Genomic DNA, 22,483 nt, shown 5'->3' with positions numbered 1-22,483 from the left:
GGATGTCCTTCTCTCGGCGCGATGTCTGGTAAAACCCATGGATCGGGCGGAGGTTCCAAAATTTCTTCGCCGGCATGACTTCATGCGCGCCCGTTATCATTTGATAGAATTGCTTTTTTCAAACTTTTCGCCCGTGTGCGGGTTCTTGCTGCAACACGGGACATCGGCCTGCCGCCCGCGGACGGCAGCCGGCGACACCGTCCGGCCGCGTCGCGGCGGCGGCACCCATGAGCCGACCAGGGAGCCACCAGAGGAGTCGCAGCATGACGCATCACACCTCCCCGAAAGCCGGGACGGCCCACGCCAGCGCCGCGCCCATGGCGAGCATGGGCGCCAGCCTCACGATCAACGGCACGCCGCACCAGCTCCTGATCGAGCCCTGGACGACGCTGCTCGATCTGCTGCGGGAGCAGCTCGGGCTCACCGGCACGAAGAAGGGCTGCGATCATGGGCAATGCGGGGCGTGCACCGTCCTCCTCGACGGCCGGCGGATCAACAGCTGCCTGAAGCTGGCGGTCTCGCTCGACGGCTCGGAGGTCACCACGGTCGAAGGCCTGGGCCAGGCCGGGCGGCTCCACCCGCTCCAGGCCGCCTTCATCGAACACGACGCCTTCCAGTGCGGCTATTGCACGCCGGGTCAGATCTGTTCGGCGGCCGGCCTGATCGCCGAGGGGCATGCGCGGAGCCGCGAAGAGGTGCGCGAGCAGATGAGCGGCAATCTCTGCCGCTGCGGCGCCTATACCAACATCGCAGATGCCGTGCTCGAGGTCCTGGAAAAGGGCGACGCCCGATGAACCCTTTCGTCTATGCGCGCCCCGACGCGCTTCCCGAGGCCGTGCGCCTCGGTGCGACCGGCCGCGCGGCCTTCCTCGCGGGCGGCACGAACCTCGTCGACCTGATGAAGGAGAACGTCGCGCGGCCCGCCGAGGTGGTGGACATCAACCGCCTTGCGCTGCGCGACATCGTGGAGATCGACGGCGGAGGGCTGAGGATCGGCGCCCTCGTCACGAATGCGGACACGGCCTATGACGAACGGGTGCGGCGTCGGTACCCGCTGCTCTGCTCGGCCATCCTCGCCGGCGCCAGCCCGCAGCTCCGCAATGCCGCGACGAATGGCGGCAACCTGAACCAGCGCACGCGCTGCTACTACTTCTACGACGTGCAGACTCCCTGCAACAAGCGCGAGCCGGGCCAGGGCTGCGGCGCCATCGGCGGCGCGAACCGGATCCATGCGATCCTCGGCGCCAGCCCCCAATGCATCGCGACGCATCCCTCCGACATGTGCGTGGCCCTCGCCGCGCTCGAAGCGGTGGTGCGCGTGACGGGACCGCAGGGCGAGCGCACCATTCCCTTCGAGGACTACCATCGCCTGCCGGGCAACGAGCCCTGGAAGGACAACACGCTGGCCCCCGGCGAGCTCGTCACCGCCATCGATCTTCCGCCGGAGGGCTTCGCCGCCCATCACACCTACCTGAAGCTGCGCGACCGCCTCAGCTACGCCTTCGCGCTCGTCTCGGTGGCCGTGGGGATGCGGGTCGAGGAGGGCCGCGTCGCCGATCTCCGCATCGCGCTCGGCGGCGTCGCGCACAAGCCCTGGCGGCGCCCCCAGGCCGAGGCGGCGATGCGGGGCCAGGCCCCGTCGCGCGAGCTGTTCGAGGCCGCGGCGCAGGGTCTGCTCGAGGGCGCCATGGGCCAGGGCGACAACGACTTCAAGATTCCGCTGGCGCGCAGGGCCATCGTCCGGGCGCTCTCCCAGGCGGCCGCCGGCACGCCGCAGTCGCAGACCGACAAGCGCATCGCTTAGGAAGGGCCGTCATGGACACAGTGATGAAGGTCGGAATCGGCACCCCCTTGTCCCGCGTCGACGGGTTGGAGAAGGTGACCGGACGGGCGAAGTACGCGGCCGAGTACGAGGTGCCGGACATGCTGCACGGCGTGGCGGTGCCGAGCGCGATCGCCCGGGGCCGCATCGCCGCCATCGACGATCGGGCCGCGCGCCAGGTGCCCGGCGTGGTCGAGGTGCTGACGCACGAGAACCGCCCCCGCGAAGCCTGGCTCGACCGCAGCTGGAAGGACGAGCTGAAGATCCCCGGCGAGCCCTTCCGGGCGTTGGGCGACGACAGGGTTCTCTTCGCCGGCCAGCCGGTCGCGCTCGTGCTGGCGGAGAGCTTCGAGGCGGCGCGCCATGCCGCGAGCCTCCTGGACATCCGCTACGAGGAAGAGGCCCACAACATCGACTTCCAGGTCTCGCTCGCGGAGAAGTTCGAGCCCTCGAAGAAGCGCAGCTCCTTCCATCCGCCGAAGAACCGCGGCGATGCCGAGGCCGCCTTCGCCGAGGCGCCCCTCAAGCTGGAGGGCGAGTACCACCTCGCCACCGAGCATCACAATCCCATGGAGATGCACGCCACCACCCTTCACTGGCACGGCGACGGCAAGATCACGGTCTACGACAAGACGCAGGGGCCGCAGGGCGTGCAGGCCTACCTCGCCTCCGCCTTCGGCTTCTCGAAGTCCGACGTGCGGGTGGTGAACGCCTATGTGGGCGGCGCCTTCGGCTCGGGGCTCCGGCCGCAATGGCAGGTGCAGCTCGCGACCCTCGCCGCGAAGCACATGCAGCGCTCGGTGCGCGTCGTGATGACGCGCCAGCAGATGTTCACCCATGTACACCGCCCGGAATGCCGCATGAGCGTGCGCCTCGGCGCCGACGTGGAAGGCCGTCTGACCTCGGTGATCTGCGACGCGACGACCTCCACCTCGCGCTTCGAGGACAACATGGAGGATATCGTCATCTGGGGCATGATGAACTACGCGAGCCCGAACGCCGCGGGCTCCTACTCCATCGCGCCGCGCGACACCTATACCTCGGCCGACATGCGGGCGCCCGGCGCCGCGACCGGCATGACGCTCTTCGAGATCGCCATGGACGAGATGGCCTACAAGGCCGGCGTCGATCCGCTGGAGTTCCGGCTGCTCAACTACTCCGAGGTCGATGCCATGAACGGCACGCCCTTCACCAGCAAGGCGCTGCGGGAGGCCTACCGCGAGGGCGCCGCGCGCTTCGGCTGGGACCGGCGCTCGCCCGAGCCGCGCTCCATGAGGGAGGGCCGGGAGCTGGTCGGCTGGGGCGTCGCCACCGGCATGTGGGACGCCATGTTCTCGAAGACGAGCGCGAGCGCGAAGCTGAGCGCCAACGGCCATCTGGAGGTGGCCTGCGCGACCTCCGACATCGGCACCGGCACCTACACCGTGCTCACGCTGGTCGCGGCCGACACGCTGGGCCTGCCGCCCGAGCAGATCACGGCGCGGCTCGGCGACAGCTCGCTGCCGACCGCCCCCGTGGAGGGCGGGTCCTGGGCCGCGGCGTCGTCGGGCGCGGCGGTGCAGCTGGCCTGCCAATCGGTCGCGAAGAAGCTGCTGCGCGCCGCGGACAAGGTCGAGGGCCGGCCGCTGAATGGCGCGCACTCGCTCGACGATGTCGTCTTCGAGGGCGGACGCATGCTGCTGAAGTCCGACCCGACCCGGAGCGTCGGGATCGTGCAGGCCATGCAGGCCGCGGAGCTGCCGGTGATCGAGGAGGAGGAGACGGCCTCCGGCGGCATCTCCGGCATGGTCTCGCAGATGCTGAAGTCGCGGAACACGCACAGCGCCATCTTCTGCGAAGTGCGCGTGGACGAGGAGCTGGGCCAGGTGCGGGTGACCCGGATCGTGAACGCCGTGGCCGCCGGCCGCATCATCAATCCCAAAACCGCGCGCAGCCAGATCCTCGGCGGCGTCGTCATGGGCATGGGCATGGCCCTGCACGAGGAGACCCTTGCCGACAGAAAGCTCGGCCGGTGGATGAATCACAACCTTGCCGAGTACCACGTGCCGGCCCATGCCGATGTGGAGCAGATCGACGTCATCTTCGTGGACGAGCCCGACCCGGAAGTCACGCCGCTGGGCGTGAAGGGCGTCGGCGAGATCGGTATCATCGGAACGGCGGCGGCCATCGCGAACGCGATCTTCCATGCAACGGGCAAGCGAATCAGGAGCCTTCCCATCACCATCGACAAGCTGATCGATTGAGCCGCGCATGATGTCCTTCCCGCTCGCCGTCAGCGGGCGCTGACGCCATGACGAGCGCGACCCGGGATCCGCCCTCCGCTCACCGCCCTGGTATGGAGCCGGCGGACCGTGCTCTGGCCGAGCGGGCGGACCGCATGCCCTGGATTGGGCGTGCGCCGGGCGCGCCCTATTTCGTCACCGCCGCCGGCGAGGCCTGGACGCCGATCGGCCAGAACGACGCGATCGACTGGCCCGAATTCGCCGGTCTGTTCCGGCGCCGCGACCTGCCGGCGGTGGAACGCCATCTTCGCCACCTGCGCGACCACGGCGTGACCTGCCTGCGACTGATGCTGGAATATGCGCAGGGCCGGCATCGCTATCTCGAACGGCCGGTCGGTCGCTTCGTGCCGGCGATGGTCCAGCTCTGGGATGATCTCTTCGCCCTGTGCGACAAGGTCGGGATGCGCGTCCTGCTGACGCCCTATGACACCTTCTTCACCTGGATCCGGTGGCGGCACCACCCCTACAACGCGGCCAATGGCGGGCCCTGCGCGTCGCGCAAGCGGCTGCTGGTCTGCCCGGCCACTCGCAAGGCGGTGAAGGCGCGTCTGGCCTTCGCGACCGAACGCTGGGGCGGCAGCGGCGTGATCTTCGCCTGGGATCTCTGGAACGAGATGCACCCCGCCCAGGCCGGCGACGAGCCGCACGCCTTTGCCGAGTTCATCGGGGATGTCGGCCCCTTCCTGCGCGAGCTCGAGACGAGGCTGCATGGCCGGGCGCATCTGCAATGCGTCTCGGTCTTCGGCCCGGAGCTGATCTGGAAGCCCTGGACGGTCGATCCGATCTTCCGCCACCCCGGCCTCGATTTCGCCAATAGCCATTTCTACGAGGAAGGGACCATCGACGATCCGCGCGACACGGTGGCGCCCGCCATCGCCGTGGGGCGGCTGACGCAGGAGGCGCTGCGCGAGATCACCGATCAGCGCCCCTTCTTCGATTCCGAGCATGGGCCGATCCACAGCTTCAAGGACCGCCACCTCACGCTGCCCGAGGCTTTCGACGACGAGTATTTCCGCCACATCCAATGGGCGCATATAGCCTCCGGCGGCGCCGGCGGCGGAATGCGCTGGCCGAACCGCCATCCCCACGTGCTGACCGCGGGCATGCGGCGGGCCCAGCGCGCGCTGGCGGATTTCCTGCCCCTGATCGACTGGCCGCGCTTCTGCCGCCGCAATCTGAACGATCAGCTCAGGGTCAGCGATCCGCGTCTGCGCGCTTTCGGCTGCGGCGACGCCCATCAAGCCTTCGTCTGGCTATTGCGGCAGGAGCTGGCGCCGGCGGTGCGGCAGCTGCGTCAGGTGGTGGATCACGGGGAGATCGCCGCCACGCTGCAGGTGCCTGGGCTGGCAGCAGGCCGCTATCGCGCCACCTGCTGGGACACGCGGAAGGGGCAGGAGGCCGGCCGGCTGGAGGTGACAGCGGAAGCCGATGGGATCCTCCTGCCCGTCACCGTCGCGGGCGGCGACCTCGCGATCGCGATCCGCCGCGCCTAGAGCATCATCCGAGCAGACGGAATCGTCTCGTCGGATAAAGATGCTCGAAAGCAAACGGCTAGAGACTTCGCAGTGAGCCCTTGCGAACGCGAAGTCTCTAGATCGCGCTGCGTTCGCGTTCGCTCGCTCAGGCGCAGGCGGACGTCAGAACCACCGGCGCCCCCGTCACGAGGATCGCAGCCAGGCCGGCCAGCGCCGAAACCAGGCCCAGCCCTCTCTCAAATCCGGCAGGCGCCGCCCAGGCCCGTCGCATGAGGGCGACGGCGCCCAGGCACAGCAGGCACCAGGTGCCGACCAGCGCCCAGCGGAACAACGTCGCGCCCGCCATTGCAACCTCGTCCCAGCCGCCCGCGCAGCCGATGCCGTGCAGCGCGTAGAGCAGGGAGAAGCCGAAGGCCCACAGCATCAACCCGGCGCTCGCCCGTGCCAGGAACGTCACGGCGCGATCGCCGGTGCCAGGACGCAGACCAGCACGATCAGCGTGGCCGCGCCCGAGTAGTCGCTGAAGAGCCGCGCCACCGAGGGCTCCAGCAGGCGCGTGCCCGACACATGGCCCGAGGCGATGCGCGCGCCCGCGAAGGCAGTGCAGAGCAGAGCGATCGCGGCGTGCAGCGCGGCATAGACGAGGAGCGCCCAGCCGGCGGCGGCATAGGCATGCGTCTCGGGCGCCGGCAGCGCCGTGACGCCGAGCGACAACAGCGCGACGATGCAGACGGCCTGCGCGGCCGCCGCACCGGCCGCCGCGCGCCCCGCGGCGATGGGTGCCCGCGCCTCCGCCGCGGCCAGGCCCCGCCGGGCCAGCCCAACCCCGGCCAGCGACGCCGCCGCGGCCGTCAGCCCGAGGAGAAAGCCCCCATCGATCCGCGCGGGCGGCGGCCAGTTGGGCGCGACGACCCAGAGGAAGGCGTAGCCGAAGAGCAGCGACGCCAGCAGCGTTCCATCCGCCACCAGCAGGAAGGCGCTGCCCCACCATCCGGGCGCGCCCGCCGCCTCGCGATGAATCGGCGCCGTCTGCCCATGCCCGATCGGAAGGGGGCCGAAATCCTCGCGGTGGCCCAGCACCGAGGCCCAGCGCCAGGCGAGGACGACGACGAGGGCCAGCGGAACGGGCGCGAGCCAGTAGAAGCCGAAGAGCAGGGAGAGGAAGAAGCCCCCGGTCATGGCGGCCGTGACGATGGGCAGGCGCGTGTTTCCCGGGAGCACCACGATGTGATCGATCGCGCCGGTGGTGCTCTCCACGGCCATCGCCTCGCGCCAGCCATGCCGGGGCTCTGCCAGATAGCCCTCGCCGCGCGCCAGTTTCAGGGCCAGCGCGGGTTGGGCCGCGAGCGGCTCGCGATCGCCGACGTGAGGAAGGCTGGCGATGTTGTAGGCGGGCGTGGGAATGGGCGACGCCCATTCCAGCGTGCCCGCGCTCCACGGGTTCCGGCGGGTCCGGCGCGACCAGAAGATCTGCAGCGCGACGTCCAGGGCGAAGAGCGCGAAGCCGAAGGCCATCACGAAGCTTCCCATCGAGGAGAGCAGGTTCAGCCAGGTCCATCCCATCTCCTCGGAATAGGTGTGGACGCGCCGCCGCATGCCCAGCAGCCCGGTGAGGTGCATCAGGAAGAAGGTGAGGTTGAAGCCGAGGAAGACCAGCCAGAAGGCCGCGCTGCCCAGCGCGCCCCCGCGCGCGCGGCCGGTGAAGTGGGGAAGCCAGTAATAGGCGCCCGCCATCATCGGAAAGACGAAGCCGCCGACCAGGACGTAATGCAGATGCGCGACGACGAAGTGGGTGTCGTGCGCCTGCCAGTCGAAGGGCACCATGGCGAGCATCACGCCCGTGAGCCCGCCGATCACGAAGATCAGAAAGAACCCCAGCAGGTAGAGCATGGGCAGCTTCAGCTCCGGCCGGCCGTTCCACAACGTGCCGATCCAGGCGAAGACCTGCACCGCGGTCGGGATCGCGACCAGCGCCGAGGCGGCCGAGAAGAACCCCAGCGCCATGTGCGGAATGCCGGTCGCGAACATGTGGTGCACCCACAGCCCGAAGCTGAGGAAGGCCATCGCCAGCAGCGCGGCCACGATCCAGCCGTAGCCCAGGATGCGCGTGCGGGCCATCACCGGCAGCACGGTCGAGATCACGCCGGCGGCGGGCAGGAAGATGATGTACACCTCCGGATGGCCGAACAGCCAGAACAGGTGCTGCCACAGCAGCGGGCTCCCGCCGCGCGCGGGGTCGAAGAAGGGCCAGTCGAAGGCGCGCTCCACCTCCAGCAGGATGGATCCCAGGATCAGCGGCGGGAAGGCGACGATCATCATCAGCGCGGTGATGAGCATGTACCAGGCGAAGAGCGGCATCTGGTCCAGCCGCATGCCCGGCGCGCGCAGCTTCAGGATGGAGACCGTGATCTCCACCGCGGCGGCGATCGCGGAAATCTCCACGAAGGTGATGCCGAGCAGCCAGACATCGGCGTTGATGCCCGGCGAATAGGCGCGCGAGGAGAGCGGCGTGTACATGAACCACCCGCCGTCCGGCGCGACGCCCATGGCCAGCGCAGCGATCAGGATCGAGCCGCCGAAGAGATAGCACCACCAGCCGAAGGCCGAGAGGCGCGGAAAGGCCATGTCCCGGCTGCCCAGCATCTTCGGAAGCAGGTACAGCGCCAGCCCCTCGAACATGGGAATGGCGAAGAGGAACATCATGATGCTGCCATGCATCGTGAAAAGCTGGTTGTAGATGTCGGGACCGACGAAGGCGCTGCCCGGCGTGGCCAGCTGGGCGCGGATCATCATCGCCAGCACCCCGCCGATGGCGAAGAAGGCGAAGGCGGCCAGGATGAACCGCCGGCCGATATCCGAGTGATTGACCGAGACGATCGTCCCGCGCCAGCCGCGCGGCGCGCCCCAGATCGCGGTGAGCGCGCGGTGGCGGCGGAGCGCGTTCATGGCCCCTCCCCGCGCTGGAACGCGGCCCAGCCGGCCTCGTCATGGGCGATCACGCGGAAGCGGTGCCCCGTGTGGTCCAGCCCGCAGAACTCGGCGCATTGCCCCTCGAACACGCCAGGCTGCGCGGCCTCGATCCGCAGCACGTTCACATGGCCGGGGATGGCATCCATCTTCCCGGCAAGCCTGGGCACCCAGAAGCCGTGGATCACGTCGGCGGCCGCGATCCGCACATGGACCGGCCGTCCGGCCGGAATATGCAGCACGTCGCGCGTCGCGATGGCCCCCTCGGCGCCGGGCTGACGGAAGTCCCAGAACCATTGATGGCCGGTCGCCTCGACCACGACCAGGCCGGGCTCGGACCGCGCGATCATCCGCTCTCCCAGCACGAGCGCCGAGCCGAGCAGGGCCAGCAGCACCACGCCGGGCATGGCGAGGCCCAGCCAGCCGATCCACAGCGCCGCCCCGGTCTCGCCCTGCCTGGCGCGACGGAGGAAGGCCAGGGCGAGCAGCGCCACCACCAGCAGGGTCAGCAGGGTCGCGCCGGCCAGCATCGCCCACCAGAGGGTCGCGACATCGCGCGCCGCGGGCCCGGCCGAGTCGAGCGTCGAGAGCGGCCCCGAGCATCCGCCCGCGACCAGCGCTGGCACCGCCGTGCCGAGCGCGTGTAGCATCGGGCGATGGCCTTCACTCCCGAGACATCCGCCCCCGAATCGTCCGAAGCAGGAGCGGCGCGGGTCGATCCCATTTCCGCCCAGCCGCATTTCCATCGGACGGAATCGCGCATTGCCGTCGCGGGCCATCCGGTCCACGCGATGCTCGTCACCTTTCCGATCGCGCTGACCATGTGCACCCTCGGAGCCGACGGGTTCTACTGGTGGACGGGCGACAGCTTCTGGGCCCGCGCCGCGCTCTGGGCGAGCGGAATGGCCTTCCTGCTGGGGCTGGCGGCGGGCCTCGCGGGCACGGTCGAGCTGCTGCTGGTCCCGGGCATCCGGGCCCGCGCGGCGAGCTGGACGCATTTCGTCCTCGCCATGATGCTGCTCTCCATCCTGGGTGCCAATTGGGGATACCGCCTGACGGGCTACGAGGAGGCGGTCCTGCCCTGGGGCGTGCTGCTGTCGGCCCTGGCGGCGGGATTCACCACCGTCACGGGCTGGCATGGCGGCAAGCTCGTCTTCGACTACCAAATCGGCACCTCGCGCAACGGCAGGGGCTGACCCTGCGTCCCGAGAAGCCAGGCCGGAACCAGCCCCTCCCCCAGGATGGGCTTGCCGAGGACCAGGATCAGGACCGCCAGCATCGCGAGCAGGGACATCCCGACCAGCAGGCCTGCCGGGGGCGGTTGGTAGTCGCCCTGCTCCTCACCGACCTTCAGCGTCACATGGCCGACCCAGGCATGGACCAGGACCAGCAGACCCACCAGGGCCAGCTTCACGAACATCCAGGGCACGAAGACGCCGCGCAGGAAGACCAGGACGGTCCCCACGCCGATGGCGATGACGGCGGCGGGGGTGACGATCCGCACATAGGCGTGATGCGTGACGAGCCTCGTCCTCGCGAATTCCGCCTGGGTGTCCGCCGAATCGTGCCGGGCCAGCAGCAGCGGCAGGCCGACCAGCCCGGCGCACCAGACCGACAGCGCCGCGATATGGAAGAACTTGAACATGGCGATCATGTCGCGACGGCGGCCCTGGCCCAGGCGCGCCGGCCGATCAGCGCGATCGCCACCGCATAGGGAATGGCGCCCGGCACCCACATCACCAGACCGGCGAGCTGCTGGTCGGCGACCTGATCCAGCCCCCAGGGCAGGGTCGTGCCGGCATGCGCGGCGTAGAGCGCGCCTGGCGTGAAGGTCAGCAGCGCGCCCAGCAGGCCCATCTGCGCCATGCCGAAGACCGCGGCCATGGCCGCGGGCACCGCAGGCGCGGCGAAGAGCTCCCGCCAGAACCAGGCTGCCGTGACCAGGAGGCTGGCCTGCATGATCCAGTAAAGCAGGGTGCCGGCCAGCGCGCGGTCGTAAAGCGACGGCAGGTGCCAGGCCCAAAGCGTCGCCGTCGCCACAAGGAAGGCCAGGCCCAGGCCCAAGGTCCGGCGGGCGGGAAAGGCCAGGGCGATCAGCGGCGCGGCCACCGCGACGATCAGCACGTGATGGACGGCGCGCGCCGAGAAGAGCGCAACGCTCAACGCGCAGAGGGGCGAGACGAAAGCCAGCGCGAGAACGCCGACGGCCGCCAGGGCCAGGCCCGGACGCCGGGACCGCAGCGCGACCATGGTGCCCAGGCCCAGCAAGACCAGCAGGACCGGGTCCAGGTTCCAGCGGTGGATCCAGTCGTAGGGCTGGGGCGGGGCGCCGCAATAGCTCGTCATGGTCCCGCCGGCCTTCCCCGGCACGACACCCTCCGGCGCATGACGCCGATGATGACCGGCGTGCGGGGCGGTTCCTTGGTCTGCATCTCAGGCGTCCTGCCGAAGCGCATCATGACCATAGGCCAGGCCGAGCGCCAGAAGCGAGCCTCCCACGATATTGCCGAGGGTGCTCAGCGCCAGATTCTGCACGCCCGGCAGCCAGGCAGCGCCTCCGTCCGCCCCGCTCGGCCATCCCAGGGGAAGGAGGGACATGTTGGCGATGGAATGCTCCAGCCCGGCCGCGACGAAGACCGTCACCGGGCCGACGATGGCGACGACCTTCGCTGGGATGGTCGCCGCGTTCATCGACATCCAGACGGCCAGGCAGACGAGCATGTTCGCCAGGATGGCGGAGCAGAAGATGGCCTGCGGCGTTTTCGCCAGCTTCTCCGCCACCAAGCTCCTCCCGGCCTCTCCGACGCCGCCGTCCAGCCCGCCGCTCGCGGCGAAGAGCCACGCGACGGCGAGGCTGCCGACGAGATTGCCGAGCCAGACGACGGCCCAGGCGCGGGCCAGCGGGCCGGGCGTGAGCGCGCCGGTGACGGCGGGCAGTACCATCATGGCATTTCCGGTGAAGAGCTCCGCGCCCGCGACCATCACGAGGACGAGGCCGACCGAGAAGGCGAGGCCGGACATCAGCTGGACCGCCCCCGTCCCGGAACCCTCGCCCATGCCCGCCTGCGCGACGAGCGATATCACCGATCCGAAGGCGATGAAGGCGCCGGCGAGGCAGGCCAGGACCATCATCCGCCCCAAGGGCTGCCGGGCCTTGGCGGCCAGCGTCTCCGGCGCGTCCCGCGCGATTGCACTTCCGACGGGATCGTTGAGAGTGTCGCCCATCTTATCGTCTAAGCCGCCTCGATGCGGACGGGGACGGCCTTGCCTGCCGGCGTCTTCGATTTGCGGTCGTGATGCTGCAGGGCGATCAACGGATTCAGCTCGGGATAATAGCCCGCGACGCTGCCGTCGGGCAGGTCGAACGGCACCACCTCCAGTCCGTCGATCCGTCGCGCATGCCCATCCCCGGCATCCCCGAGGAGCGACACGCGCTGCCCTGCGACAAGCCCGGCACGGCGCATGTCGCCGGGGTTGATCAGCAGGACGTCGCGCTTGCCCTCGATGCCGCGCAGTCGGTCGCTGTAGCCATAGATGGTCGTGTTGAACTGGTCGTTCGAGCGGATCGTGATCAGCCGGTAGCGGCCTTCGGCATCCTCCACGTCGGTGGCGGCCAGCATGTCGGGCGCCGTGAACCGCGCGCGGCCGCTTTCCGTCTTCCATATCCGCTCCCGCGCCGGATTGCCGCGGTAGAAGCCGCCCGGCTGGAACATCCGGCCGTTCATGTCGTGAAACTGGTCGGGATAGGTCTCGGCGATCAGGTCGCGGACCAGCGCGTAGTCGGCGGTCCAGTCGTCCCAGCGGAGCCTGGGATTTGGCGGCAGCGTTTCCTTGGCGATGCCCGCGACGATCGCCAGTTCGGACAGCAGGTGCTCGCTGGCGGGCTTGCGATGGCCGAGCGATCCGTGGATGTGGCTGAAGCTGTCCTCGACCGTCACCGTTTGCGGACCACTGGCCTGAAGATCCTCCTCGCTGCGGCCCAGGCAGGGCAGCAGGTAGGAGGTCTGGCCATTGAACAGATGGCTCCGGTTCAGCTTGGTGGCGATCTGGACGGTGAGGCGCATCCGCTCCCAGGCGGGCTCGATCCGCCGCTGATCCGGGATGGCGCGCAGGAAGTTGCCGCCCAGCCCGAGAAAGGCCTGCACCTCGCCCTGGAGCAGCCCTTCGCAGACGTCGACGGCATTCATGCCCGGCTCGCGCGGCGGCTCGAAGCCGAACTGGTCCGCGAGCTTGTCCAGCGGCACCAGCTCGGGCTTTTCCGCGATGCCGACGGTGCGCTGCCCCTGGACGTTGGAATGGCCGCGCACCGGGCAGATGCCCGCGCCTGGCCGACCGATATGGCCGCGCAGCAGCAGCAGGTTCACCAGCATGGCGACATTCTCGAAGCCATGGACGTGCTGCGTCAGGCCCATGCCGTAGACGCCGATGACGCGCTCCGCGGCGAGATAGACCTGCCCCGCCGCCTCGATCTCGGCGCGGCCGAGGCCGGATTCCCGCTCGATCCTTTCCCAGGAGGTCGCCTCCGCCCTCGCGCGAAAGGCCTCGAAGCCGGCGCAGTGCCGGGCGATGAAGGCATGGTCGATCACCGTCCCGCCCTGGCGTTCGTCCTCGGCCAGGACCACCTTGCACAGGCCCATGATCGCGGCGATGTCGCCGCCCGGGCGGAGCTGCAGGTACTGGCAGCTGATCTCCGTCGCCTGCCCGGTCAGCATCTGCACCGGCCTCTGCGGATTGACGAAGCGCGTCAGCCCCTTCTCGCGGATGGGATTGAAGGTCACCACCTTGCACCCACGCTCCACCGCCTTCTGCAGCGGATGGAGGAAGCGCGGGCTGTTCGAACCGGTGTTCTGGCCGAAGAAGAACATCGCATCGCACTGCTCGAAATCTTCGAGCACGCAGGTGCCGACCGGCGAGCCGATCAATTCGCCCAGGGCCACCGAGGTCGTCTCGTGGCACATGTTCGAGCTGTCGGGCAGGTTGTTGTGGCCATGCAGCCGCGCGAACAGCGCGTAGAGGTAGGAGGTCTCGAGGCTGGCGCGGCCCGAGGCGTAGAAGACGGTGGATTTCGGTTCGAGGGCCTTCAGCTGCCCGCCGATCGCCGCAAACGCCTCCTGCCAGCTGCACGGGACGTAGCGGTCGCTGGCGGCGTCGTAGCGCAGGGGATGGGTCAGCCGGCCCTGCTGCTCGAGATCATGGTCGCTCCAGCCGCGCAGTTCGCTGACGCTGTGGCTCGCGAAGAATTCCGGCGTGCATCGGCGCGTCGTCAATTCCCACAGCGTCGCCTTGGCGCCGTTCTCGCAGAATTCGAAGGCATGGGGATGCTTCGGCTTGCCCCAGGCGCAGCTGACGCACATGAAGCTGCCGGCCTTGTTCTGGCGCCGCAGCGTAGCCAGCGAGCCGGGCGACGACTTCTCCCGCGCCATCGTCTCGACAATCCCGCGCAGAGACCCCCAGCCGCCCGACGCGCCCTTGTAGCCGACCGTGTCGGACGATCCTGCCACTGTGTCCTCCCGCGCTTCCCTTCGGTCGTAAGGCATGGGCCGGCCAGAAGTTGCAAGAAATTCATGAAAGGGCGCGGAAGGCGGAGGTGATTGATCCGCTGGCCTGAACTCACCATCTGATTGGCATGACCGCCATGACATCGACAGCAGCGGCTGCCTGGCAGCCCAAGGTCCGCCTCGTCTCCGGAACCGCGCGCCTCGACCTGATCGCGGATCTGCTCGACAGCCGCTGGCGCATTCCGGGCACCGGAATCAGGTTCGGCGCGGACGCCCTGCTGAGCCTGATTCCCGCGGCCGGCCCAGCGATCTCGACGGCGCTGTCGGGATACCTGATCTGGGAGGCACATCGACTTGGCGCGTCGCGCGGCCTGCTGGCACGCATGATCGCCAATGTCGGCCTGGATGCGGCGATCAGCTCCGTGCCGCTTGTCGGAGCGGTGGGCGACGTGTTCTTCCGGGCCAATCGCCGCAACATGGCACTGCTGAGGCAGCACAGGGCCCGCACGGCCGGGAGCCGCTGATCTGGCCAAGCCTGTGCTCCCCTCCAATACGTTGCGCCCGGATATTTAATCGATTAAATTTACCTCTTGCGCTGCGTAAGGCCGGCGCGCTGGGAGGAAATGAACATGCTGACGGTTACCCCCACCACCGAGACCTTCGTCGCCGAAGTGACCGGCATCGATCTGACGCGGCCGCTGACGCCCGAGGCGGCGGCCCAGATCGACGCGGCGATGGACACCTACGCGGCATTGGTCTTCCGCGACCAGGCGCTCGACGACGCGCAGCAGCGGGCCCTCGGAGAGGCGCTCGGAACCATCGAGGCGACGCGCGCCACGGTGGATGCGGAAAAGTCCCGCCTCAAGGACAAGACCCTCAACGACATCTCCAACCTCGCCCCGGACGGCTCCATCCTGGCGGCCGATGCCCGCCGGCGGATGTTCAACCTGGGCAACCAGCTCTGGCACAGCGATAGCAGCTTCAAGGCCATCCCCGCCAAGTACTCGATGCTGCATGCGCGCGTGATCCCGCCCAAGGGCGCGCCCACCGAGGTGGCCGACATGCGCGCCGCCTGGGACGCGCTGGACCCCGAGATGCAGGAGAAGATCCGCGACCTCGTCTGCGAGCACAGCCTGCTCTATTCCCGCCAGCTGCTCGGCTTCACGGAGTTCACCGAGGCCGAGCGCGCCTCCTTCGCGCCTGTGCAGCAGCGCCTCGTGCGCTACCTCCCCTCGACCGGCCGGCGCAGCCTCTACCTCTCCTCGCATATCGGCCGGATCGTCGGCTGGCAGGTGCCCGAGGCGCTGGCCCTGATCCGCGACCTGATGGAGCACGCGACCGAGCGCCGCTTCGTCTACAGCCACCAGTGGCGCGTGAACGACCTGCTGATGTGGGACAACCGCACCACGATGCACCGCGCCCGCCCCTTCGACGACAAGAAGTACCCGCGCGACATGCGCCGCGTCACCATCATGGATGTCGCCTCCACCCTGGCGCAGGCGGCCTGACCGGCCCGGCCCGCGCAGAGAGGCAGAACCCCATGCATGATACTGTGAAGCGGCGCGCCCTCCTGGCCGCCGTTCCGGTGCTGGCGGCCCCCCGCCTCGGTTCGGCGCAGGAGGAGGCTTTCCCCTCCCGCCCGATCCGCTTCATCGTTCCCTGGACGCCAGGCGGGCCGAGCGACGCCACCGCGCGGTCCCTCGCCGTCGCGGCCGGGCGGGTGCTCGGCGTGCCCATCGTCATCGAGAACCGCCCCGGCGTCGCCGGCACCCTCGGCCCCTCCAGCATGGCGCAGGGCAGCCGGCCGGACGGCTATACGATCTGCCAGATGCCGATCAACGTCTTCCGCTACCCGGCCCTGGCGCGAGCGAGCTACGATCCGGTCGCGGACTTCACCTGGATCATCCGGACCGGCGGCTACACCTTCAACATGGGCGTGCGGGCCGACGCGCCGTGGCGAAGCCTCGCCGAGCTGACCGAGCAGGCGAAGCGGGAGCCCGGCGCCATCTCCTTCGCCTCCAACGGCATCGGCGGCACCCCGCATCTCATCATGGCGCGGATCGCGGCGCATGACGGGACGGACCTCCTTCACGTCCCCTTCCGGGGATGGGCGGAGAGCGTGAACGCGCTGCTCGGCCGGCAGGTCCAGCTCATGTCGGATTCCGGCCCGTGGCAGCCGCTCGTCGAGGATGGCCGCGTGCGCCTGCTGGCGACCTGGGGCGCCACGCGCAGCCGCCTGGCGCCGGAGGTGCCGACGCTGAAGGAGCTCGGCTACGACATCGTCTCCAACTCGCCCTACGGCATCGCCGGGCCGCGCGGCATGGACCCGCATGTGACGCGCATCGTCCACGATGCCTTCCGCGCCGCGCTGGACGACCCGGACTACAAGCTCCTCGTCGAGCGGCTGGACCAGGTGCCGGCCTATCTCGGCAGCGAGGACTACCGGGCCTATGCCGAGCAGACCGCGCGCGAGGAACGCGAGCTGATCGAGCGGCTCGGCCTGCGCCGCGGCTGATCGAGGGGCGGTGTCGGCGGCCAGGCGCGCCGCCCTCACCGCCTCTCGGCGGCGGTCATGCCGCTCCCCGCCCACGGCAGAAATCAAAACAAGGAAACGACCAGGAATGAACCGTCCCAGGATCCTCCGCGCCGCCAGGGCGCTCGCGCTGCCGCTGCTGCTCGCCGCCGGCCCGGCTTCGGCCCAGACCGCCTTGCCGGACCGGCCGCTCCGCATCATCAGCGGCTTCGCGCCCGGCGGATCGAGCGACACGCTCACCCGCCTCATCGCCGATGCCGTCAGCCCCACCTTGGGCCAGCGCGTGGTCGTGGAGAACCGCACCGGCGTGAACGGCGTCATCACCGCGGCCTATGTGGCGCAGAGCCCGCCGGACGGCTCCATGATCTACCAGTGCTCCATGAGCACCCTGGCCATCACGCCGCAGCTGCAGGGCGCCACGCTGCCGCTCGATCCGGGCGTCGAGACCTCGCCCGTGGCCAATGTCGCGCTCTCCTCCTACGGGCTCTTCGTCGGCGCCGGCAGCGAGTATCGCAGCGTGGCCGACATCCTCGCCGCGGCGCGCGCGCGCCCGGGCCGGCTCACCTTCGCGAGCCCGGGCGCCGGCTCGGCCCAGCACCTCTCGGGCGAGCTGATGAAGAGCCTCGCCCGCGTCGACATGACGCATGTGCCCTATCGCGGCACGGCGCCGGCGGTGCTGGATCTCATCGCCGGCCGCATCGACTTCATGATCGGCAATCTGGGCGATGCCACGCGCCAGACCCAGTCCGGCGACCTGCGGCTGCTGGGCATCGGCGACCCGACCCGCTCGCCCGTCTTCCCGGATGCGCCGCGCATCGCCGACACCCTCCCGGGCTTCGACGTCACCGGCTGGTTCGGCATGTGCGGCCACCGGGAGATGCCCGATGCCCTGCGGCAGATCTGGGCCGGCGCGATCGGCCGCGCCATGCAGGACGCGACCGTGCGCAAGCGGCTGGAGGATCTCGGCTTCACCCCGTACTTCGAGAACACGGCCGACTTCACCCGCCGCCTCGAGGCCGATCGCCGCACCTGGCGCGAGGTCATCCGGGCCGGCAACGTGACGGCGAACTGACGCCCTACCCGACCCGCGCCGTGGTGCCGCGGATCTGAAAGCCCGGCTGCAGCACCACGTTCCGGACCGGCTGCGCGGGGTCGATGATCCGCTCCAGCAGCAACTCGGCCGCGCGCAGGCCGAGCTCGCGCCGGGGTACCGACACCGTCGTCAGGCGGATCTGCGGCAGCGCCGCGACGAAGGTGTCCTCGAAGCCCACCACGGACATGTCGGCGGGCACGCTCAGGCCGCGATCCGCCAGCGCGATGGTCGCGCCCAGCGCCATCAGGTCCGACGTGGCGATGAGGGCCGTCGGCGCCTCCGGCAGGTCCAGGAGGCGCCGCGTCGCGTCGCGGCCGCCCTCGATCGAGATCTCGGCACCGACCACCAGGCCCGGATCCAGGGCCGCGCCGCGCCCCGTCAGGAAGTCGTTGAAGGCCGTCTGGCGGGCGTCGCTGGGGCTGGACGCGGCATGGGCACGCAGCAGCCCGATCCGCCGGTGGCCGAGGGACCAGAGATGCTCCAGGGCCGTGTGCATGGCCTTCGCGTCGTCCATGCCGACGAAGGTGGCCTCGCGCCCCCCCGGCCGGCGCCACAGCGCGACCAGCGGCACGCCCGCCTTCAGCGCGCGCGTCGTGTCCTCCGTCTCGGAGGAGAAGGACAGCAGCAGGATGCCGTCGACCATGTGCCGCAGCAGGTGCGCCACGTGCCATTCCTGCAGCTCGGGCCGGGACTCGGTGTTGCAGATCATCGTCTGATAGCCGCGCGGCGTGAGCACGCTGCTGATCCCGAGCAGGATGTCGGCATAGAAGGGATTGGCCAGGTTCGAGACCACGATGCCGACCGTGCCGCTATGCCCGGTCCGCAGCGCGCGGGCGATGGGCGAGATGTGGTAGCCCAGCTCCTCGGCCGCGCGGCGCACGCGGGCCTTGGTCTCGGCCGTGACGATCGGCTTGTCGGCCAGCGCATTCGAGACCGTCGCCTCGGAGACGCCGACCGCCTTCGCGACCTCGCGGATCGTGACGCGGGCCACTCTAGCGTATTTTCGGTTCGAATAGACTCACTTCAAAAGCCCAGCCTCACTATTCCGAGCATCTCCACCCGATCCATCGAAGCAGCTTGATCGGGATCTGCTCTAAATCCCGGCGAGGAGCGTTCGCACGCCCCGTACTTAACCCAGCGCGGGGCGCACGGCCATGCGTTCCCGCGGACGCGAGGCCGTACTGCGCCTTCGCGCAGGCGCTCCCCTCGGGCCGAAGCAAGGCAACCCATCGGCCCCGAGCTGCCTCTTCCTTCATCGCCATAGGAGTCGAGAAAATGGATGCCACGACGGAGAACGTCACCCTCGCGCGGAGGGAAGAAGACAGCAACACGCCGGGGCATCCGGAAGAGCTTCGAGTCGCGCTGGACGCGCGCTTCGGTTCCGGCGGCCTGTCCGCCACCGCCCGCTGCACACCGGCCGGGCTGGTCGCCATTGGCGTCATGGTGTCCGGTATCCTGCTCTCTGTAAGCGCCATCATCCTGGCCGCTCGCCGCCACCAGGGATCGCACCCCTCGTAGCCAAGGGGCGCCGCTCCCCGCGCACCGCTGCCGAGAGACTCCAAATGCAACCGCAAGTTGCTTTTGCCCGAGCTTGCCCGCGCCTTTACTGACATTTCATCGGAGGGGGTTGTGAGATGCACCGTGGCGGTCTGGGCAATGTTCCGAGCCTTCGGCCTCGGCCGTTTCCCCGCTTTGCCCGCGGATGCGGCCCCCTCCAGCGGAATGCTCCGATCCTGCGGCCCGGTCTCCTTGCCTCCACGGCGCTCATGAGCCTCGCCCTCGCCACACAAGCCATTGCCCCGGCAGGCGCGAACGGCGGCTCGTCCGGGTCCCCCGGCTCCGCCGGCGGTGCGAATGGCGACACCGGGCCCGGGGGCGTCGGCACGTTGGGCGGCGGGGGCGGCGCCGGTGCGACCGGTGGCGATGGCGATGGCCCGAGCGCGGGGAGCGGGGCCTCGACGGCAGGCGGTGCCGGCGGCACGGCCATCCTCGGCGGAGGGGGCGGCGGGGCCCATGGCCATGTCGGAGCGGCGTTGCCTGGGATCGCCGTCAGCGGCGGCAATGGCGGGGCCGGAGTCACGGGCGGCGGCGGCGCGGGCGGCTACGGCTCCGTCGTCATCGGATCCGGCAACCTCGGAACGCTGGGCGTCTCGGTGGCGGGCGGCAACGGAGGCGATGGCGGCGGGGCGGGCGCTTCCGGCGGCTCGGGCGGCCACGGCCTCGTTCTCACGGGCGCTTCGCCGAGCCTGACCATCGGGGCCAGCGTGACCGGCGGCGCCGGCGGCATCGGCCTGGGGGGCACTGGCGCCAACGGCTCCGGCGTCGTGGGGAACAACGTAGGCCTCACGATCGAAGCGGCCGTTTCCGGCGGCGGCAGCGGCATGACCCAGGGCCATGCCCTCCAGCTCACCGGCGACAGCTCCCTCACCCTCCTGCCCGGCTGGAGCCTCAACGGCGGAATCTCGATCGGCGGCGCGACCACCATTCTGTCCTCCGTGGAACTCCCGAACGTCATCAGCGGCCCCGGCAATCTCGTGATCGCGGGAGATCTCATCCTCACGGGCAACAACACCTACACGGGCGGCACCTCGATCGGGCCGGGATTCAGCCTGCAGCTCGGCGACGGGACAGTGGGCGCGGCGGCGGCCTCCCTGGGCTCCGGCGCGGTGACGAACGACGGCACGCTCACCTTCTTTTCGGTCATACGCCCGCTCTTCGAAAGCAGCCAGGAGAAGGTGGTGGCCAATGCCATCGGCGGCGCCGGATCGGTCGTCGTCAGAGGCGACCCCGGCGGGCAGTCCGACATCCTGGTCCTCACCGCGAACAACACCTATTCGGGCGGGACGACGATCCACACCGGGGCCATCCTGCAGCTGGGCAATGGCGGCGCCACCGGCTCGGCGGGCAGCGGCGCCATCCTCAACAACGGCACGCTGACGGTCCGGCGCTCCGGCACCCTGACGATCGACGCGCCCATCTCCGGCACCGGCTATGTCGAGCATTTCGGCCCCGGGACCCTGGTCGTGGGCGGCAACAACACCTATGCGGACGCGACCTATGTCGGCGGCGGCACGCTGACGGTGAACGGCTCCATCGCGGCCTCCTCGGGACTTCGGGTCGATTCCGGCGCGACGGTCAGCGGCATCGGCACCCTGCCCGCCACCGTCATCGACAGCGGCGGCACGATCGCGCCGGGCAACTCCGTGGGCACGCTGACGGTCAATGGGAATCTCACGGTGGCGAGCGGCGCGACCATGGCCATGGAGGTGCGGGGCGGGGCCGCCGACCGGATCAACGTCAGCGGCACGGCCCAGCTGGACGGGACGATCCGCCTGATCCCGCTCGGCGGAAACTACAGCTTCAACGCGCCCTATACGCTGCTGACTGCCGCCAGCGTGGTGGGCTCGCCCACCTTATCGACGCAGGGCAGCTTCGGCGCCGGCGTCACGACCGTGCTCAGCGTGAGCCCGACCCATGTGAAGCTGACGCTGACGCCCGCCCCGCTGCTCCTCCCGCCGAGCCCCCTGCAGATCTCCCCGTTGCCGCCCGGCGTGGGCGAGACGCCCGTCGTGAGGGTCGCCACCGGCCTTCCGGGCCCCCTTCCCGCGAATATCCGCAGCACGGCCGGGGCGCTGGACATCGCGCGCGCGGCGGGCGGGAACCTTCAGCCGTTCTTCAACGTCTACAACCAGCCCTCCGCGACGATCAGCCAGGCGGTGAACCAGCTGTCGGGCGAGGTGGGAACCACCACGACCGGCATGGGCCTGATAGCCGGCCAGCAGTTCCTCGGCTCCATGCTGAACCCCTTCGGCTACGGTCGCGACACGCTCATGGGCAGCCGCATCGCGCCCGACGGCTCGGCCGATGGCGACGACATGGCGTCCGGCCCGCCCCGCCCGCGCTACGCGATGTGGGGCCAGGCGACGGGCGCCTATTCCCGTGTCGCGGGCGACGGCAGCGCGGGCTCGGCGACGCGCTCGGCGCGCGGCGCGGGCTTCGCGATGGGCCTGGACATCGCGCTGGGCTCCCAGTCCATGGTGGGCATCGCGGCGGGAGCGGGCGAGACCAGCGCCTCGCTGTCCGGCGGGCTCGGCCGGGCGAATTCCTGGACCGGGCAGCTCGGCGTCTTCGGGCGGACCCGGCTGGACACCGCCGCCGGCGGCTTCACCCTGGCGGGCGCGGCAGCGGTGTCCTTCCTGCAGACGGATACCAAGCGGACGCAGTATTTCCTGAACTCGGCGGAGCAGCGGGCCAGTGCCGACTCGCGCGTGTATTCGTTCCGCCTGGAGGGGCGGCATGACGGGATGCGCCGCCCGGGGATCGCGATCCAGCCCCTGGCCGCGATCCAGGCGCAGGTGGTGGACAGCGACGGCTACTCCGAGCGCAGCTCCGCACCAGGGACGCCGACGGGCGTGACGGTCCGCTCCGCGACGAACAGCACGGTGCGGACGGAACTCGGGGTCCAGGCCGATTTCACCCTGCCCATGGGGACGCGGCTGGTGCGAGGCTTCGGCCGCGCGGCCTGGGGTCACTACCTGATGCGGGAGCAGACCTCGGCCGTGGCCCTGCAGGCCTTTCCGGGGAACGGATTCACGGTGCAGGGGGCGCGCCCCGATGCGGACAGCGCCATCCTGGCGGCGGGCATCGAGACGGAAATCGCGCCCCGATGGACCCTGGGAGCGCGGGTGGACAGCGAGCTCTCCAGCCGTGTCCGCGAGGTCGCGGGCACGGTGAGGGTCCGTTACGCCTTCTGAGGCCGGCGTGTGCCCGCGCCGCGCCAGCCGCGAGGAACCGGCGGCGCGATGGGGCGTTG

At 70.1% G+C, this 22,483-nt stretch carries 19 protein-coding genes; 11 read left to right on the top strand and 8 right to left on the bottom strand.

What is annotated here, in order from left to right; genetic code table 11:
• The first annotated feature begins 326 nt into the window (after positions 1-326).
• From EJV46_RS14120 to EJV46_RS14105, 4 genes are all read left to right on the top strand, one after another.
• The gene (locus EJV46_RS14120) at positions 327-794 is read left to right on the top strand and encodes a (2Fe-2S)-binding protein (protein WP_131549379.1); all 468 of its coding nucleotides are present in this window, start codon (positions 327-329) and stop codon (positions 792-794) included.
• Positions 791-1,804: a xanthine dehydrogenase family protein subunit M gene (locus EJV46_RS14115; RefSeq protein ID WP_131549270.1), complete on the top strand. Its 1,014-nt coding sequence runs from the start codon at positions 791-793 to the stop codon at positions 1,802-1,804. The genes EJV46_RS14120 and EJV46_RS14115 overlap by 4 nt, the downstream gene beginning before the upstream one ends.
• Positions 1,805-1,815: 11 nt before the next feature.
• The gene (locus tag EJV46_RS14110; RefSeq protein ID WP_131549269.1) at positions 1,816-4,065 is read left to right on the top strand and encodes a xanthine dehydrogenase family protein molybdopterin-binding subunit; all 2,250 of its coding nucleotides are present in this window, start codon (positions 1,816-1,818) and stop codon (positions 4,063-4,065) included.
• A gap of 134 nt (positions 4,066-4,199) precedes the next feature.
• Positions 4,200-5,597, top strand: coding sequence for a hypothetical protein (locus EJV46_RS14105; protein ID WP_131549268.1), 1,398 nt, complete (start codon positions 4,200-4,202; stop codon positions 5,595-5,597).
• Between the two features lie 127 nt (positions 5,598-5,724).
• On the opposite strand, the gene EJV46_RS14100 is transcribed toward EJV46_RS14105, so the two are convergent.
• From EJV46_RS14100 to coxB, 3 genes are read right to left on the bottom strand one after another with little or no spacing between them, the layout of a single operon-like run.
• Positions 5,725-6,036: a hypothetical protein gene (locus EJV46_RS14100; RefSeq protein ID WP_131549267.1), complete on the bottom strand. Its 312-nt coding sequence runs from the start codon at positions 6,034-6,036 to the stop codon at positions 5,725-5,727.
• Complete coding sequence (gene ctaD, locus EJV46_RS14095; RefSeq protein ID WP_131549266.1) at positions 6,033-8,525, bottom strand: cytochrome c oxidase subunit I; 2,493 nt, start codon at positions 8,523-8,525, stop codon at positions 6,033-6,035. Before ctaD ends, EJV46_RS14100 begins: the two co-directional genes overlap by 4 nt.
• On the bottom strand, positions 8,522-9,196 hold the full coding sequence (gene coxB, locus EJV46_RS14090; protein ID WP_131549265.1) for a cytochrome c oxidase subunit II: 675 nt from the start codon (positions 9,194-9,196) through the stop codon (positions 8,522-8,524). Before coxB ends, ctaD begins: the two co-directional genes overlap by 4 nt.
• Before the next feature lie 6 nt (positions 9,197-9,202).
• On the opposite strand from coxB, the gene EJV46_RS14085 reads away from it, so the two are divergent.
• The gene (locus tag EJV46_RS14085; protein WP_131549264.1) at positions 9,203-9,742 is read left to right on the top strand and encodes a DUF2231 domain-containing protein; all 540 of its coding nucleotides are present in this window, start codon (positions 9,203-9,205) and stop codon (positions 9,740-9,742) included.
• Here the strand turns inward: EJV46_RS14085 and EJV46_RS14080 are convergent.
• From EJV46_RS14080 to EJV46_RS14065, 4 genes are all read right to left on the bottom strand, one after another.
• Positions 9,706-10,191, bottom strand: coding sequence for a CopD family protein (locus tag EJV46_RS14080; protein ID WP_206020812.1), 486 nt, complete (start codon positions 10,189-10,191; stop codon positions 9,706-9,708). The genes EJV46_RS14085 and EJV46_RS14080 overlap by 37 nt on opposite strands.
• Before the next feature lie 5 nt (positions 10,192-10,196).
• A complete protein-coding gene (locus EJV46_RS14075; RefSeq protein WP_240782550.1) occupies positions 10,197-10,916 on the bottom strand; it encodes a cytochrome c oxidase assembly protein in 720 nt (239 codons plus the stop codon).
• Positions 10,917-10,979: 63 nt separating this feature from the next.
• Entirely contained in the window at positions 10,980-11,771 is a 792-nt protein-coding gene (locus tag EJV46_RS14070) for a formate/nitrite transporter family protein (RefSeq protein WP_131549262.1), read from the bottom strand.
• Positions 11,772-11,779: 8 nt separating this feature from the next.
• Positions 11,780-14,047: an FdhF/YdeP family oxidoreductase gene (locus tag EJV46_RS14065; protein ID WP_240782549.1), complete on the bottom strand. Its 2,268-nt coding sequence runs from the start codon at positions 14,045-14,047 to the stop codon at positions 11,780-11,782.
• A 125-nt stretch (positions 14,048-14,172) separates the two neighbouring features.
• On the opposite strand from EJV46_RS14065, the gene EJV46_RS14060 reads away from it, so the two are divergent.
• The 4 genes from EJV46_RS14060 (at position 14,173) to EJV46_RS14045 (ending at position 17,649) form a co-directional block, all read left to right on the top strand.
• Positions 14,173-14,568: a DUF4112 domain-containing protein gene (locus tag EJV46_RS14060; RefSeq protein ID WP_240782548.1), complete on the top strand. Its 396-nt coding sequence runs from the start codon at positions 14,173-14,175 to the stop codon at positions 14,566-14,568.
• A gap of 105 nt (positions 14,569-14,673) precedes the next feature.
• Positions 14,674-15,552 carry a TauD/TfdA family dioxygenase gene (locus tag EJV46_RS14055; protein ID WP_206020811.1) on the top strand — a complete coding sequence of 293 codons (879 nt, stop codon included), beginning with the start codon at positions 14,674-14,676 and terminating at the stop codon, positions 15,550-15,552.
• A gap of 32 nt (positions 15,553-15,584) precedes the next feature.
• Positions 15,585-16,559, top strand: a complete 975-nt coding sequence (locus tag EJV46_RS14050) for a tripartite tricarboxylate transporter substrate binding protein (protein ID WP_131549259.1) — start codon at positions 15,585-15,587, stop codon at positions 16,557-16,559.
• Positions 16,560-16,665: 106 nt separating this feature from the next.
• Positions 16,666-17,649 carry a tripartite tricarboxylate transporter substrate binding protein gene (locus EJV46_RS14045; RefSeq protein ID WP_131549258.1) on the top strand — a complete coding sequence of 328 codons (984 nt, stop codon included), beginning with the start codon at positions 16,666-16,668 and terminating at the stop codon, positions 17,647-17,649.
• Between the two features lie 4 nt (positions 17,650-17,653).
• Here EJV46_RS14045 and EJV46_RS14040 read toward each other — a convergent pair whose 3' ends face one another.
• Positions 17,654-18,661, bottom strand: a complete 1,008-nt coding sequence (locus EJV46_RS14040) for a LacI family DNA-binding transcriptional regulator (RefSeq protein ID WP_131549257.1) — start codon at positions 18,659-18,661, stop codon at positions 17,654-17,656.
• Between the two features lie 284 nt (positions 18,662-18,945).
• Between EJV46_RS14040 and EJV46_RS14035 the strand changes: the two genes are divergently transcribed.
• Positions 18,946-19,188 carry a hypothetical protein gene (locus EJV46_RS14035; protein WP_131549256.1) on the top strand — a complete coding sequence of 81 codons (243 nt, stop codon included), beginning with the start codon at positions 18,946-18,948 and terminating at the stop codon, positions 19,186-19,188.
• A 515-nt stretch (positions 19,189-19,703) separates the two neighbouring features.
• Positions 19,704-22,424, top strand: coding sequence for an autotransporter outer membrane beta-barrel domain-containing protein (locus EJV46_RS14025; RefSeq protein ID WP_165585537.1), 2,721 nt, complete (start codon positions 19,704-19,706; stop codon positions 22,422-22,424).
• Positions 22,425-22,483: the final 59 nt, after the last annotated feature.

Source organism: Roseococcus sp. SYP-B2431, assembly GCF_004336745.1.
Classification (GTDB): domain Bacteria; phylum Pseudomonadota; class Alphaproteobacteria; order Acetobacterales; family Acetobacteraceae; genus Roseococcus.
The sequence above is the reverse complement of the archived record's forward strand: the minus strand, read 5'-3'. Positions and strand labels throughout refer to the sequence as shown.